General features: G+C 46.0%; 11 protein-coding genes and 1 tRNA gene. 4 read left to right on the top strand and 8 right to left on the bottom strand.

Going from position 1 to position 15,402, the window contains the following annotated elements; genetic code table 11:
* Positions 1–3: 3 nt before the first annotated feature.
* Both modF and ACLIIY_RS26725 read right to left on the bottom strand, forming a co-directional pair.
* The gene (gene modF, locus ACLIIY_RS26730) at positions 4–1,452 is read right to left on the bottom strand and encodes a molybdate ABC transporter ATP-binding protein ModF (protein ID WP_434528877.1); all 1,449 of its coding nucleotides are present in this window, start codon (positions 1,450–1,452) and stop codon (positions 4–6) included.
* Between the two features lie 252 nt (positions 1,453–1,704).
* A tRNA-Ser gene (locus ACLIIY_RS26725) sits at positions 1,705–1,795 on the bottom strand.
* A gap of 330 nt (positions 1,796–2,125) precedes the next feature.
* Here ACLIIY_RS26725 and ACLIIY_RS26720 point away from each other — a divergent pair.
* Positions 2,126–2,806 carry a MaoC family dehydratase gene (locus ACLIIY_RS26720; RefSeq protein WP_434528876.1) on the top strand — a complete coding sequence of 227 codons (681 nt, stop codon included), beginning with the start codon at positions 2,126–2,128 and terminating at the stop codon, positions 2,804–2,806.
* A gap of 63 nt (positions 2,807–2,869) precedes the next feature.
* On the opposite strand, the gene ACLIIY_RS26715 is transcribed toward ACLIIY_RS26720, so the two are convergent.
* Positions 2,870–3,697, bottom strand: a complete 828-nt coding sequence (locus tag ACLIIY_RS26715; RefSeq protein ID WP_009704673.1) for a phosphate ABC transporter substrate-binding protein — start codon at positions 3,695–3,697, stop codon at positions 2,870–2,872.
* A 299-nt stretch (positions 3,698–3,996) separates the two neighbouring features.
* On the opposite strand from ACLIIY_RS26715, the gene ACLIIY_RS26710 reads away from it, so the two are divergent.
* Entirely contained in the window at positions 3,997–4,353 is a 357-nt protein-coding gene (locus tag ACLIIY_RS26710; protein WP_009704672.1) for a DUF3024 domain-containing protein, read from the top strand.
* Between the two features lie 38 nt (positions 4,354–4,391).
* On the opposite strand, the gene ACLIIY_RS26705 is transcribed toward ACLIIY_RS26710, so the two are convergent.
* Both ACLIIY_RS26705 and rnb read right to left on the bottom strand, forming a co-directional pair.
* Positions 4,392–5,186 carry an AraC family transcriptional regulator gene (locus ACLIIY_RS26705; protein ID WP_009704671.1) on the bottom strand — a complete coding sequence of 265 codons (795 nt, stop codon included), beginning with the start codon at positions 5,184–5,186 and terminating at the stop codon, positions 4,392–4,394.
* Positions 5,187–5,258: 72 nt separating this feature from the next.
* A complete protein-coding gene (gene rnb, locus ACLIIY_RS26700; protein ID WP_434528875.1) occupies positions 5,259–7,262 on the bottom strand; it encodes an exoribonuclease II in 2,004 nt (667 codons plus the stop codon).
* Between the two features lie 380 nt (positions 7,263–7,642).
* Between rnb and ACLIIY_RS26695 the strand changes: the two genes are divergently transcribed.
* Positions 7,643–9,574 carry a DEAD/DEAH box helicase gene (locus tag ACLIIY_RS26695; protein ID WP_041053367.1) on the top strand — a complete coding sequence of 644 codons (1,932 nt, stop codon included), beginning with the start codon at positions 7,643–7,645 and terminating at the stop codon, positions 9,572–9,574.
* A 362-nt stretch (positions 9,575–9,936) separates the two neighbouring features.
* The gene (locus tag ACLIIY_RS26690; RefSeq protein ID WP_434528874.1) at positions 9,937–11,130 is read left to right on the top strand and encodes an acetate/propionate family kinase; all 1,194 of its coding nucleotides are present in this window, start codon (positions 9,937–9,939) and stop codon (positions 11,128–11,130) included.
* A gap of 95 nt (positions 11,131–11,225) precedes the next feature.
* On the opposite strand, the gene ACLIIY_RS26685 is transcribed toward ACLIIY_RS26690, so the two are convergent.
* The 3 genes from ACLIIY_RS26685 to ccoN are packed head-to-tail and all read right to left on the bottom strand — an operon-like array spanning position 11,226 to position 15,401.
* Positions 11,226–13,382, bottom strand: coding sequence for a c-type cytochrome (locus ACLIIY_RS26685; protein WP_434528873.1), 2,157 nt, complete (start codon positions 13,380–13,382; stop codon positions 11,226–11,228).
* Positions 13,379–13,990, bottom strand: a complete 612-nt coding sequence (locus tag ACLIIY_RS26680) for a cbb3-type cytochrome c oxidase subunit II (protein ID WP_009704666.1) — start codon at positions 13,988–13,990, stop codon at positions 13,379–13,381. Before ACLIIY_RS26680 ends, ACLIIY_RS26685 begins: the two co-directional genes overlap by 4 nt.
* 1 nt (position 13,991) lies before the next feature.
* On the bottom strand, positions 13,992–15,401 hold the full coding sequence (gene ccoN, locus ACLIIY_RS26675; RefSeq protein WP_434528872.1) for a cytochrome-c oxidase, cbb3-type subunit I: 1,410 nt from the start codon (positions 15,399–15,401) through the stop codon (positions 13,992–13,994).
* Position 15,402 lies beyond the last annotated feature (1 nt).

The raw sequence follows: 15,402 nt of genomic DNA, 5'->3' as shown, positions 1-15,402 counted from the left end.
GCTTTAATCGATGTAACCCTTATAACACTGAGTCTGATCATCGAACTTAAACTCGAGATAGTTCTGAATGCTATCCAAGCCATCTTCTTGATAGTGGGAAACATAAAGAAGCTGGCTTAGGTTCTCTTTGGCAATCAGCTCTAGCGTGTTTTTCACCAGCACTCGTCCCAAGTAGTCTAAGCCTTGGTATGGCTCATCCAAAATCAACAGCGTCGGTTGTTTTACAATCGCTCGTGCAATCAGTAGTAAACGTTGTTGCCCGTATTCTAGTTGCTTAAAAGAGGTTTTCTCGTATTGAGCCATGTGGAGAATCGTCAGCCATTCTTTCGCGACGTTGATTTCCTTTTTACTTGGTTGGGAATAAAGACCAATTGAGTCATAGAATCCAGATAAGATCACCTCTAAAGCGCTGCAATTGACGCGATATTGGAGGTGTAACGCCGAAGACACCATACCAATATGTTGTTTGATTTCCCAAATGGTCTCGCCAGTGCCGCGTTTTTTACCAAAGATGTGAATGTCGTTACTGTAACACTGTGGATGGTCGCCAAAGATCAGTCCCAATAACGTGCTCTTCCCGCAACCATTTGGCCCTTTCACTTGCCAGTGTTGACCTTTATCAATACGCCAGTTTAAGTCGGTGAAAATGGTCTTCTCGGTGTATTCGACCTTACCATTCTTTAGCTCAAAGATAGGATTATCGAAGTGCGTTGAATGCTGATGCTGACGAATCAACGTCATCATATCTTCGCTTTGTTTTTCAGACTGGGATTTGATCTGTGCGATGATAGGGTGCTTATCCCAACTCTGTTTGTCCATGGTGCTATCGAGTTTGCCACCATTAAACAGCGCAATGCGCTCTATCCAGTCAGGCATGTCAGATTCACGAGAGAAGGTAATAAGCATTTGTACTGATTGAGAGAGTGCTTGAAGGTAAGTCGCCAATGATGCACGGTGAGCGATATCTAAACCAGTAAATGGGTTATCTAGAAGAACGAGGTCGGGCTTGGCTGCAAGCGCTCGGGCAAGCATAACGCGTCGTGTTTCGCCGGTTGAAAGCACTCGAAACCCGCTTTCAGTTAAGTGTGAAAGGTCGAGATCTTTAATCAGAGTCTGTGTGAAGACTTCATCTTGGCAGACTTCAAAAATTAACTGGTAAACGGAACTGCCCTGATCAATACGGTCAAGAAAGTCGGTATCGTCCTTTTCTATCTCCAGTTCCAACAATCGTTGTTGCTCGGAAAGGGATACCTGAGCAATATGGCAACCCTCAATGTTCAGTTGACCGGATTCAGGCTTAATTTCTCCACACAGTAAATCACCAAGCATCGAGCCAATATCGCCCTCAGAGCTAAAAATACCCCAAGATTGTCCGGCATCAATCTGCCAATCGTCGATAGAGAGAGTAGATGTGTTTTCCTTTGCAGTAAGCTGATGAAATTGAATCGGCATTGTGTCTGTCTTCCATGATTTATTGTTATCTTGCTCCTAGTTATAACAAGTCTTGAGTCTGCATAGAACGAATTGATGTGCGGATTTTTTCGTCGATTGCGATAAGTGCGGAGTTGGTCAGTAAATCTAGAAGAAGGTGAAAGGGAAGAGTACGTAGTGGGGGGAGCAAACCACTAGGGAACAAGCTGTTCTGTATTTCACAAGATTCAAAACGACGAAAGCCCGTTGATTTCTCAACAGGCTTTCTAAATGTGGCGGAGAGATAGGGATTTGAACCCTAGATACGCTATTAACGTATGCCGGTTTTCAAGACCGGTGCTTTCAACCACTCAGCCATCTCTCCGTTGCGGGACGTATAATAGGGTGAGGTAGAAACGTTGTAAAGCATTGTTTTAATGAAAAAGAACTGTTTGCTTGTTTTGTGGTCACATCCATAGAGAGGATTAGTGCGAAAGGGCACCAAAAAGGACAGTTGTTACAGTATTTTATAGAGTATTTACTTTATGTTGTGGTTACTTAATAAAATAGTGTTTTATTGCTATCTTTATGAAAAATAAGAAGTAAATGACTTTGAGTATACATGTGTTCGCCCGAAAGTATTTGCAACATAGTGTGAGTTAATTCAAAATTAACTGGTATAGCCAGTTGTGCTTGAATTTATCGAAGGGTTTTTATGAAAGTCACGAATCTATTTAAAGACAAAGTTGGTGCGATTTCCGCTCACCAATCAGAGTTTATGAATTGGATGTCTCCAACGCTACGCGATTATTGGGGTGACTTTTTAGGTCGAGCACAAAGCAGCTTTCTTTTTTCTAAAGTACGTGATCACCAGCAACCTGCTGTGAATGAGGAAGTCATTTCTAAACCAGATCCAATTGTCCTAAAACCTGAAGCGCAAGTTCTATTTGATGAGCTAAGCGAGAAAGTGGGCGAAGTGATCCATGTGGGTGATTGGGTTCATGTATCTCAAGAGCGTATTAACCAGTTTGGTTCGGTAACTGAAGATATGCAATGGATTCATACCGATCCAGAGCGTGCTTCAACAGAGTCTCCATTTAAGACTACGATTGCTCATGGTTTCCTTACGTTGGCGCTTTTGCCTAAGTTGACCGATTCTGTTGATCCAGAAAACCCAATGTTCCCAACAGCGAAATTGGTGGTGAACCTAGGTCTGAACCAAGTACGTTTCCCGTACCCAGTGAAAGCAGGCAACAACGTACGTGCGTCAAGTACACTAACTAAAATCACGCCAATCAAGAAAGGTCTTGAAATTGAGCGTGAAATCAAAGTAGAAATTGAAGGTATTCGTCGACCAGGCGCTGTGGTTGTTTCAGTGATTCAATTGCACTTCTAATTGCATTCTAAGATTCAAACAAAAAAGAGAGCCGAATTTGGCTCTCTTTTTTGTGTCTGCGGTTTATTGATTGAAGCTTTTCACTGGAGTGTAGCCGTAATCTGCAATCGCTTTTTGACCTTGTTCCGATTTCAGGAACTTCACGAAGTCTTTACCTGCTTTATCTAAACCATCGACCTTGTACAGAACCAAGAATGGACGAGCCAATTTGTACTTGTGGTTAGCGATGTTGCTTGCCGTTGGTTCAGTGCCTTCAAACTGAATGGCTTTTATTGATCGATCAACAGAGCCAACCGAGATAAAGCCAATCGCATGTGGGTTATGGTTAACAATGGTTTTCACCATGCTGTTGCTGTTTACCACAAGGTTGTTTGGGTTAATGTCTGAAACCAAGCGGTTGTTGATGATCTTGGTAAGACCTAGCAAGCTTTCAAAGCTGTAGCGAGAGCCAGAAGAAGCTTCACGTGTTACCACGGCGATAGGTTGATCGTTGCCGCCAACTTGTTTCCAGTTGTCGACTTTACCTTTGTAGATATCAAACAGTTGTTGTTCCGAAAGGTTGGCTACAGAGTTAGTGCGGTTAACAACAACAGCAAGGCCGTCATAAGCGATAGGGAATACGTTGAGGTCTTCGCCTTTCTCGCTTTCCGTTAGGTAGCGCGAGCTCATGCCAATCTCAACCACGCCTTTGTTCACCATCGTGATGCCTGCGCTTGAGCCAATACCCTGAACGGCAATGTAATCATCAGGGTGCGTTTTATTATACTCTTCAGCCAATACATCCATTACGCGTGCAACGGAGGTAGAACCCGAAATATTGACTTCTTTTGCCATAGCAGAAGGAAGGGACAGAGCCATGGCCAGTAAGGTCGCCACAGAAAGACGTAACATATTTAACTCCATATACGGTATATAGCAGCGCTCATCATATTTCGTTCAGGTTACACTTTTGTGAATGCAGATTGATATCCATAGCGAATGATCGATTGCGCTCGCTTTATGTTGATAACTATCAATAATATCGGGTGGGTGGGTTTTACTGATTTGAAGCGAAAGAGGTGACGCAGTTAGCTTTTCGGCATCAAATGGGATGCTATTCTAGGTTTGAGCGGGCGCATGCCCCGATGGTGATTTCTGCCTCTCTTAGGCACTTGGGTATATACTAAGAACAACATATCAGGAGTACGCTCATGTCCGTGTCTCAAATGGCGACCAGTCGCTTGCACAAGTTGGTTCAAACGCTCTGCGCTAGGCGCAATGTCAATTTGCCAGTCGAAGCGCTAGGGAAGTGCTTGTACGAGCCTATAGAGAACGGTGTCGAGCTTTATCATGCGCACTTCTTACTTGATTCACAACACAGTGAATACACATCTCCCATCGCTAAAATCCTATTTGATGCTAAAACTCAGCTTTGGTGCTTTTATGTGCCGATCTATCGTGAAGAAGAATTGGTCTGGGTACCTTATGAAAAGCTACCGAGTAGTGAAACGCTTGAGGTGCTTCTCGCCGAATTAGAAAGCGACCCTCAAGCGTGTTTCTGGGATTAACTGATTTCGCTACCTGCTGATGCGTAACGTGCCAAGCATTACTTCGCGATTTGGCTACGAAACTCTTTTGGCGTAATGCTGTAAATCGATTTAAATGCGGTACTGAAGTGGGCCGCACTCTTAAAGCCTGATTCAAATGCAATCTGAGTGATCGATTTCTGCGATACGCGCAGTTGTGTCGCAGCGTGGTTAATTCGTTTCACCTTTAAAATGTGCGAGAACGAGAGGTTTTCCGCTGCTAATCTACGTTTTAACGTCGCGATAGACATGCTCATGTGCGTGGCTAAGGCTTCTAAGGTGATGTCTTTCTCTATGTTCTTTTCGATGTACTTAATTGCCTTCTGAGAGGCGGTTAGGCTGCTTGCATCATCAATGATTGACAGAATGTCCGGCTGCACTTCGACCATTAATGAGAGCAGGGCAAGGGCAATATGACCTTGAGCGTACTGGGGCGCTTTATTGTCCGCTAACTCAATTAACGTGTCTTTAAGCTGTGCAATTGATGATTGGCTTTCAGAAGAAAAAGGGTAGAAGCGGCGTTCTTCGGTCTCTGACTGCACATTAGGATGCACAGATTTAAACTCACTAAACAAACCAATATCAAAGACGAGTGCAAGTGCTTTGAAATTGCCTGGTTTGGCTTCAGCACTGCGCAAATCTGCGGAGTTATAAAGCGTAAAGTCTCCTGCGTTTAGTTCAATTTGTTCACCACTAGGCTGATTAATAACGAGTGAGCCTTCTTCAACAACGTATAGGCCGTTGTGTGTAGCGGTGTAGCGTTCACTTTTGCGAGCAGTGAAGTGATTAAAGCGAATGATCTCAATGTTCGGCATATTCGTTCTTATCTTTCTAGTATGACATACAAAAAAGGCGCTCATTTGAGCGCCTTTAAACTTCAATCGGTATTACTCACTCACAGTTTCTTCTGTTTGTGGTGCTGGTTTATCAGCGAATACCTGGGTCGGCTTTGCAACGATGCTGCGGTTCTCTTGGTTCACGTCTGCTAGAACGATTTCCAATGTGTCACCTAACTTGTATACCACTTCTTTGTCGATAGAAATGGTACCGTTGTCGCCGTTACACTCAATTCTTTCTTTATTATCAAGAATCAAGCTACCAGGAATAAAGGCTGCTGCGCCATTTTCGAGAAGTCGGACACGTGCACCAGCACGATTAATATCGAAAATCTCACCTGTGAAACACGTTTTCTTGTTTGGCTCGTCCGCTAGAGTGCGTGCATATAGCCAATCAGACACGTTTCGCTCGGCAATTTTGTGATGCTTGCGGTGCAGAGCCAGCTCTTCGCCCACTTCATCATCTGGTTTTTGAACAGGTTCTTTGTTCAAAATTACAGCTTTCAGCATGCGATGGTTGATCATGTCGCCGTATTTACGAATTGGTGAAGTCCAAGTCGCGTAGATATCAAGACCCATTGCGTAATGAGGAAGAGGTTGATTACCTACTTCACTGTACGTTTGGAACTTGCGAATACGGTTGTCTAAGTATGACGTCTCTTGCTCACCTAACCAGCGGCGGAGTGCGGCAAAGCCTTCTAGTGTTGCGATAGATTCGGCAGTGAATTCTAGCGTGCCTTCTGGGTTAACCAGTTCAACCACTTCTTCAATCTTCTCTGCTTTGAGGCCTGCATGAGTGTTAAATACGCCAGTGTCGAACTTTTCACGTAGCGTGCGGCCAGCACAGATGTTCGCCGTAATCATAGATTCTTCAACAAGGCGGTTTGCGCTACGACGCATGTCAGCGTGGATTGCTACCACATCGTTGTCTGCGCTTAGTTCGAAACGGTAGTCAGGACGATCTGGGAACACAACTGCGTTCTTCTCACGCCACTCAGCACGAGCGCGAGAGAAGTCGAATAGATCGCGTACAATCGTCGCAATCTCTTCTGATGGTTGCCATTTCTCTGAGCTGCCGTTTTCTAGCCAGTCAGATACGTTGTCGTATGCTAGACGAGCGTGTGATTTGATGTTTGCTGCAAAGAAGTTGATGTCATTACCAATCACGCCATCTTTACTTACTGTTACTGTACAGCAGATAGCAGGGCGAACTTCGCCTTCAATCAGAGAACATAGGTTATCTGCTAGATCGCGAGGCAGCATTGGGATGTTACGACCTGGTAGGTAGATAGTGTAGCCACGTTCGCGAGCCACTTTATCCATATCGTCTTCAGGAGTGATGTACGCTGTTGGGTCTGCGATTGCGATAGTCAGCTCGAAATCGCCAGATTCTGTCTTCTTCGCGTACAGCGCATCGTCCATATCTTTGGTTGATTCACCATCGATAGTCACGAAAGGAACGTGAGTCATGTCTACACGTTCTAGATCCGCGTCGTCTTTCAGTTCCCAGTTCTCGATACCTGCTGGCTCAGAGTTAGGTAGGTCGTTTTGAGCAAGCGTTACCCACCAAGGCGCAATCTTGTCGTTTGAATCGGTAATCTTCTCTGAAATTTCTACAAAGAAAGAGTTATCGCCTTTAAGTGGGTGGCGAATAAGATGCGCGACAACCCAGTCACCTTCTGCGAATTCATCAGGTTTTAGACCTTTCTTTAATTTCGCTTTAAGAGAAAGCTTTTTCAGCTGTGGGTGATCTGGCGCTACGTTTAGCTTGCCTTTGAACATTTTTACTCGGCCAATAAAGCGAGTTACGGCTTGTTCTAGCAGCTCTTGTGGTTCTGCGACTTCGCGTTCGTTTTCTGTGCGGATGATGGCAACCACTTTGTCGCCGTGCATGCACTTTTTCATATACGCTGGTGGGATGAAGAAGCTGGTTTTACTGTCCACTTCCAGGAAGCCAAAGCCTTTATCAGTTGCTTTGATTGAGCCTTCTTTTTTAGGCAGGTTTTCTTGGATTTGCTGCTTAAGCTGAGCTAATAGCGGATTATCTTGAAACATCTTTTTTTTAACTTACCAATGGAATTGGGCACACTATAATCATTGCGCACTATTATTACTACCTAAAGCACACAAATTCGCTGTGAATTATTGATGAATTGAACAGCTTGTTGGTGCTTTTCTCTCCGGAGAATCGGGGGAGAGGTGGAAATTTATGCGAATAATACCATTAGTGAGAATAAATTGTGATGTAATTCAATTTTTTCTAGCTTTTTTTATGCATTTAAGGAATAATCCGCCTCCCTTAGTCGTCCCTAATGGCTTATCGCGGTTGTGTACTGTGCTAATTCCTGTCTGAATGGATTTAGTAACTGGATGGATCAGTATCGAATTGGAAGAGCATATGGGACTGTTTTTTTGTTTAATTAAGTAGGATCCCAATGCAAGATTCTGTTATTCAATTCAGCGATTTATCTCTGAATGATTCTATCCTTTCTGCTCTAGACGGAATGGGTTTCGTGTCACCAACTCCAATTCAGGCTGCGGCAATCCCACACCTATTGGAAGGTGCTGACGCGCTGGGCAAGGCACAAACGGGTACAGGTAAAACGGCAGCATTCTCTCTGCCTCTTCTAAACAAGCTAGATCTTGATCAACGTAAACCACAAGCAATCGTTCTTGCTCCAACTCGTGAGCTAGCGATCCAGGTTGCGGCTGAAATGAAAAACCTTGGTAAAAACATCAAGGGTCTTAAAGTTCTAGAAATCTACGGTGGTGCATCTATCGTCGATCAAATGCGTGCTCTTAAAAACGGTGCACACGTTGTTGTTGGTACTCCTGGCCGTGTTCAAGACCTTATCAACCGTGAACGTCTACATCTTGACGAAGTAAATACTTTCGTACTTGATGAAGCGGACGAAATGCTAAACATGGGTTTCGTAGACGACGTAACTGCGATCATGGAGCACGCTCCAGAATCTGCACAGCGCGTTCTATTCTCTGCAACTATGCCTCCAATGCTGAAAAACATTGTTGAGCGCTTCCTACGTGAACCTGTAACAGTTGACGTTGCTGGTAAGAACCACACTGTAGACAAAGTTCAACAGCAGTTCTGGGTAGTGAAGGGTGTAGAGAAAGATGAAGCGATGTCTCGTCTTCTTGAAACTGAAGAAACTGACGCGTCAATCGTGTTCGTACGTACTCGTCAAGACACTGAGCGTCTAGCTGATTGGCTATCTGCACGTGGCTTCAAAGCGGCTGCACTGCACGGTGATATCCCTCAGTCTCTACGTGAGCGTACTGTTGATCACATCAAACAAGGTGTTATCGACATCCTAGTTGCAACTGACGTTGTTGCACGTGGTCTAGACGTTCCACGTATTACTCACGTATTTAACTACGACATCCCATTCGATGTTGAGTCTTACATCCACCGTATCGGTCGTACTGGCCGTGCTGGACGTAAAGGTAAAGCGATCCTTCTTGTTCGCACTAACCAAATCCGCATGCTTCGCACTATCGAGCGCGTAACTAAGTCATCTATGGAAGAAATCCAACTTCCTCTACGTGACCAAGTTGCTGAAGCTCGTCTAAGCAAGCTAGCAGCTGAACTGGAAGCTGAGAAAGAGCACAAGTCACTAGACAAATTCGCTGAGCTAGTAGAGAAACTACAAACTTCTCTAGAGATCGACCCAGCGATGCTTGCTGCAATGCTTCTTAAGCGTCAGCAAGGTAAACGTCCTCTATTCTACATTGGCGAAGACCCAATGGTTGAAGCGATTGAGCGTGATAAGCAACGTCGTAAAGAGCGCCGTGAAGGTGGTCGTGAAGGCGGCCGTAGCTTCAACACTCAAGATTGGGATACTTACCAGCTTCAAGTTGGTCGTGAGCAAGGTGTTCAAGTTAAAGACATCGTTGGCGCTCTAGCAAACGAACTAGGTCTTGGTAAAGGTTCTATCGGTGCGATCAAGCTAGCGCAAGGTCACACATTCGTTCAGCTACCTAAAGCAATGACTTCAGATGCTGCGAACAAGCTAAGCAAGCTACGTATCCGTCAACAAGATGTTGGTGCTGTAGTATGTGACTTCGATGACTTCCGCGAGTCTCGTGGTGGTCGCCGTGACGGTGGTCGTCGCGATGGCGGTCGTCGTGATGGCGGCGGTTACCGTGGTAACCGTGATGGCAACCGCGAAGGTGGTCGTCGTGAAGGCGGTCGTCGCGAAGGTGGCTTCCGTGGTAACCGTGACGGCAACCGCGATGGTAACCGTGAAGGTGGCGAACGTCGTTTCGACCGCAACCGTGGTGGTGATCACCGTGGTGCACACCGTGGTGAACGTGGTCACGGCCGTGGTCGTCGCACGCAAGACGCATAATATCTGCACTCTATTGCATTAAAAAATAGTTGAATTTGAAAGCCGAGCATTTAGCTCGGCTTTTTTGTCTCCGCTCTTCTATACTCTACTCATTCAAAAAAATTCGTAATATTTTTGCTTTATTCTTCATTTATTGATGTTTTTAAGTGTCTGATTCCACTTTAGTTGAGTGAGGCGATATATTTCACGGTTCAAATAAATTTTAAACTTGCGATAGATCAACAAAAATTACGCAAACGAACAACTAACGCTAAAAGATAGTTGAAAGATTAAAAAATTATTGAATAATAGAATGCACAAACAAGAAGTACGCAGCGCGGAAGCGCAATTACAACCTCTGCTCCACAACAGGAAACTATTTCATGTCTAATTCGTTTGTACTGGTGATCAACTCTGGTAGCTCATCACTAAAATTTGCAGTAATCGACTCTCAATCTGGCGATGCTGTGCTAAGTGGTCTGGGCGAATGCTTTGGTCTATCAGACGCTCGTATGAGCTGGAAACTCAACGGTGAGAAAAAGGAAGTCGCAATCGAAGGCGACGATAGCCATCACAAGATCGCTATTGGTAAGCTGGTAGGTTTAACCGAAGAGTTAGGTCTGGCTCAAGACATCGTGGCTGTAGGTCACCGTATCGTTCACGGTGGTGAGAAGTTCACACAAACTGTTCGCATTACTGAAGAAGTAACCGCTGAAATCGAAAAACTTGCAGACCTTGCTCCACTACATAACCCAGCAGGTGCTATCGGTATTCGCGCTGCTATCGAAGCGTTTCCAAGCCTTCCTCAGTTTGCTGTATTTGACACTGCATTCCACCAAACAATGCCTCAACGCGCATTTACTGGTGCAATCGCGAAAGAACTTTACACTGATTTCGGCGTACGTCGTTACGGTTTCCACGGCACTAGCCACTACTTCGTAAGCCGTGAAGCTGCGAAGATGATCAACAAGCCAGTGGAAGAATCTAGCTTCATTTCTGTTCACTTAGGTAATGGTGCTTCTGTTTGTGCAATTAACAACGGTGAGTCTGTTGATACGTCAATGGGCTTCACGCCTCTGTCTGGCCTAATGATGGGCACACGTTGTGGTGACCTTGACCCAGGCATCATTGAGTACCTTCTTAAGAAAGGTTGGTCTCAAGAGAAAGTGTTCAACTCTTTGAACAAAGCTTCTGGCTTCTTAGGTGTTTCTGGCCTAACAAGCGATGCACGCGGTATTTTGGAAGCGATGGAAGAGGGTCACGAAGGTGCAACTCTAGCATTCCAAGTATTTACATACCGTGTGTCTAAATACATTGCGTCTTACCTTGCTGCTCTTGATTCATTCGACGGCATCATCTTCACGGGCGGCATCGGCGAAAACTCAATGCCAATCCGTAGTGAAATCCTGAAGAACCTTAAACTTCTAGGTTTCGTTGAAGATGTGAAAGGTAACGAAGACGCTCGATTTGGTAACGCAGGTGTTGTTGCTACATCTGAGTTGCTTGGTGCGAAAGCGCTAGTTATTCCTACCAATGAAGAGTGGGTTATCGCTCAACAGTCGGTGGAACTGCTGTAAAACGGCAAAAATTTTGGGAACTAAGTCAAAGCCCTTTCCGGTTGGAAAGGGCTTTTTTTATGTTTAACGAAACAACACTTTCTTTCGGTGGTGTGTTACTTGATATGTATGTTGTTGTCGCGTCTGTCGTACATCTCCGGTGTGGTGTGCAGACCGCCTGCGTAACCCGCTTCCTCCAAGGTTTCCCTCACATCACGAACATCAGCAGCTGTGACTGGTGTTTGCTGGTCACCAAGGTGTTTACGCACAAAGGTAATCAACTCTGCCAATCGAGCGTCAGAGAGGATGTCCTCAAAGCTTGCCATTGGCATGAAGTTACGTTCCGGGTCAATGTAAGTTGGTTGTAGGCCACGTACGGTTACCGCAATGGTGTTGAACGGGTCGCTGTGCATAATAATTCCGTTGTTCAGGAGCGTTGGTGCTATTGGATCTCGCCCTTTACCATCGTTACCATGGCATGCTCCACATGTTTGCTTGTAGGTGGCATAGATTGGCTCTTGGTAAGCCGCTTCATCAAACCCTTTAGGCTCCAAAGGAACGGCATCGGCGGCAATGAAGTTGTTTACGTCCCCATTGAGCAGATAGTAGGACATGGACTCAACGTCTTCGCGAGTCATTAAGCTCAAACTGTTCTTGACCACGTCAGCCATCCCAGCAAAAGCAGTACCTTTGTCTGAATGACCTGTGTGCAAGAAGTCGGTCAGCGTCTTTTCATCCCAACCACCCACGTACAGCTCCGTAGACGTGATGTCAGGTGCGTTCCAGCCGTCTATCAAGTTACCTTGGAAGATGCGCTCAGGAATCAATGCTTGCGCAATATTACGCGGCGTATGGCACTCTGAGCAGTGTCCTAAGCCTGCAACCCAGTATTTGCCTTTCTGCCACTTCTCTACATCATCCACCGTACCCTCAAGCTCTGAAGGTAGGCTGTAGTCGATAGGGTCGGTGTCCATAAAGACAATGTTCCAGCCAAGGAGACCAAGGCGAATGTTTGATGGGAACATCATGTGGTTTTCATCGTTACGACGGGCCACGGCAGGGATAGACTGCATGTACTCCCACAAATCCGTCATATCCTGTTCCGTGAGGTATTGATAAGAGGTGTAAGGCATCGCCGGGTACAAGTAACCGTGTTTGCCTTTACCGTGTACCAGAGCATCACGGAAGTTGTCGTAGTCGTATTCACCAATCCCTTCACTGGCGTGAGGAGTAATATTGGTCGAATAGATGGTGCCAAATGGTGTAACAAACGGTAGACCGCCGGCAAAAGGTTCGCCACCTTCAGCACTGTGACAAGCCACGCAGTCCCCCGCGTGTGCCAGATATTCACCACGTTCGACAGATTGAGCGTTAAGTGCTGCGAGTTTCTGCTCTTCCTCCTCGCCAGCTTTGCGGATGTAGGCACCAATCGCGAGGATTTCGTGTTCTGAGAGTTGGTTTTCAAACGCAGGCATCAAGTTGTTCAAACCGTAATTGATGGTGTGTTGAATTTCTTCAATACTGCCACCATGAAGCCATACGCTGTCTGACAAATCTGGAACACCAGTTTGTTGATTGGCAAGTGAGCCATCGCCGTGACAAGAAGAACAATATTGAACGAATAGGTTTTTACCTAATTCGATCTTCACTTCAGGTACGTTGCTGTGGCGTTGATTGAGCGACGCAAGATAGTAAGAAATCTTGTCCACTTCGTCTTTTCTCATCACCTCAACCCAGCCGGGCATAGCACCGTTACGGCCTTTTGCGATGGAATGAATGATGGCCTCATCATCACCGCCGTACATCCATTCTTTGTCGATAAGGTTAGGGAAGTGTTTTTGCCCTTGTGCGTTATCTCTATGGCAGGCTGCGCAATGGGTTTGAAATAACATACGACCGCTACGGACAATATCGGCATCTTGTGCAAGTGCCGCCAAAGAGGTGTCGGTTACTTGGCTGAATTGCTGATCGAGTGTGGTTGATGGCGAGCTAAGTTTGTCGTCCGCTTGGTCATAATTCGCCAAGCCTTTCCACTCACCAAGCCCTGGATACAGAACCAAATAGCCTGCCGAGAGTAAAAACGCGACAGCGTAACTAATGAAGAGGAGCTTAGGTGGTGGTGCGTCCTTTTCATCTATCCCATCAAAAGAGGCGATAGTGTGGTCTTGGTCCGCTTTGTGGTTATTTCGCCAATACTTGACGATAACGCCCACCATTAAGACGAAGAAGATTATGGTGCAGGCAACGGCCCACCAGTTCCAGAATGTGCTCATGGTGCCACCTCCTGTGCTGTATCTTGACCAAGGCTTTGAAGATAGCGGATCAGCGCTTCGCCTTTGGTTTTACCGCGAACTTGTAAGCGCGCATCGGAAATTTCTTGGTCTGTGTATGGAACCCCTAATATGCGTAGTGTCTCCATCTTGTCGCCGATTGCATCGCCCGAGAGTGTTTGTTCGAACAGCCAAGGGTAGGCCGGCATTATGGACGTTGGAATGACCTGACGAGGATCGATGAGATGCAATACATGCCATTGGTCAGAGTATTTACGGCCAAGGTTAGTTAAGTCCGGACCTGTACGCTTTGAACCCCATAGGTTAGGGAATTCATAAATGTCATCTGACTCTTTGTTTGCACGACCGTTGCGTTTGGTTTCAGGCTCTAGAGGACGAACCATCTGCGTGTGACAGACATGACACCCCTCACTGATGTAGATATCGCGACCCGCAAGCTCAATGGCGGTAAGAGGCTTGGCTAAGCTGCCTTTGGCGATATCGTCGGTGCGAAGAATATTCGGCACAACCCAAACCGCGAGTGAGAAGGAGGCCACAACCACCGTAGTGATGATCAAGATGACCACTGAGTGAGTAAAGTCTTTGCTCATCTTATGCCTCCTTTGCCACTAACACCGATGGAGAACGCACGGTTTTGTACAAGTTGAATGCCATCAGGAATAAGCCAAGTACAAAGAGTGCGCCCCCAAAGAAACGTAGGAACAACCATGGTGCTTTGAAGTTCATGGCTTCAATAAAGCTGTAAACCAGCTCGCCATTCTCGTTCTGAGTTAGCCACATGTAACCTTCGCCAATGCCAGCAACCCATAGCGCGATGGCGTAAATCGCAACACCAGCATGCGCGAGCCAGAAGTGCCACTTGATCAAACGCTTCGACCACAACTCGGTTTTGTTCCATAAACGAGGGATGAAATAGTAGAACACCGCAATGCCTGACATGCCTACCCAACCTAATGCCCCGGAATGAACGTGGCCGATGACCCATTCAGTGTTGTGCGCGAGCATATTGAACCAACGAATCGCCAGTAGAGGCCCTTCAAATGTAGCCAAGCAGTAGTAAAGAATGGCAGAGAAGAAGAACAAGCAAATGTAATCAGACTTGAGCTTCTCTTTGTTTTGAAGCAGCGTCATCGCACTGTTGAAAGCACCAGCCCAAGATGGGAGCCAAAGGATGAGTGACATGATGATGCCGATGTTTTGCACCCAAATAGGTACCGATGAATAAACTAAATGGTGGGTACCTGCCCAAGTGTAAAAACCAACCAAGCCCCAGAAGTGGATGACAGATAAACGGTAAGAGTAAATAGGGCGGTCTGCAGCTTTTGGTATGAAGTAATAGTTCATACCAATCACACCAGCAGTGAGTAAGAAGCCCACCGCGTTGTGGCCCCACCACCATTGAACGATGGCGTCTTGCGCTCCGGCAAACACAGAATAGGACTTCATCAACGAGACGGGCATGGCAAGGTTGTTCACGATGAAGATCATCGCTATCACAATGATAAAGGCAGCGAAGAACCAGTTGGCAACGAAGATATGGTCAACTTTCCTCTTAGCAATCGTGCCAAAGAACAACACGGCGTAGAGCACCCAGACTAAGACGATCAGAAGGTCGATCGGCCACTCTAACTCAGCGTACTCTTTTGATGTGGTGTAGCCTGCGGGCAGACTGATTAACGCCAAAAAGAGTACCAGTTGCCAACCCCAGAAAACTATCCAAGATAAGCTTTGGTTAAAGAGATTACAGCGTCCGGTGCGTTGAGCGATGTAGAGAGAGGTACCCATCAAAATGTTGACTACAAAGCCGTATATCACGCCGGAAGTGTGTAGTGGTCTGAGTCGACCGAATTGGAAGTATTGAGAATCGAAGTTAAGTACTGGCCAATACAACTGTGCCGCGAGGATTACACCAATGATCATCCCGACGATAGCCCAAACTAACGATGCCAACACAAAATACTTCACAACTTTGGTGTTGTATTGAGTTGCTGCTTGTTCCATA

The sequence above is a fragment of the Vibrio sp. K4 genome (genome assembly GCF_051122595.1).
GTDB classification, from domain to species: Bacteria; Pseudomonadota; Gammaproteobacteria; order Enterobacterales; family Vibrionaceae; genus Vibrio; species Vibrio owensii.
The sequence above is the reverse complement of the archived record's forward strand: the minus strand, read 5'-3'. Positions and strand labels throughout refer to the sequence as shown.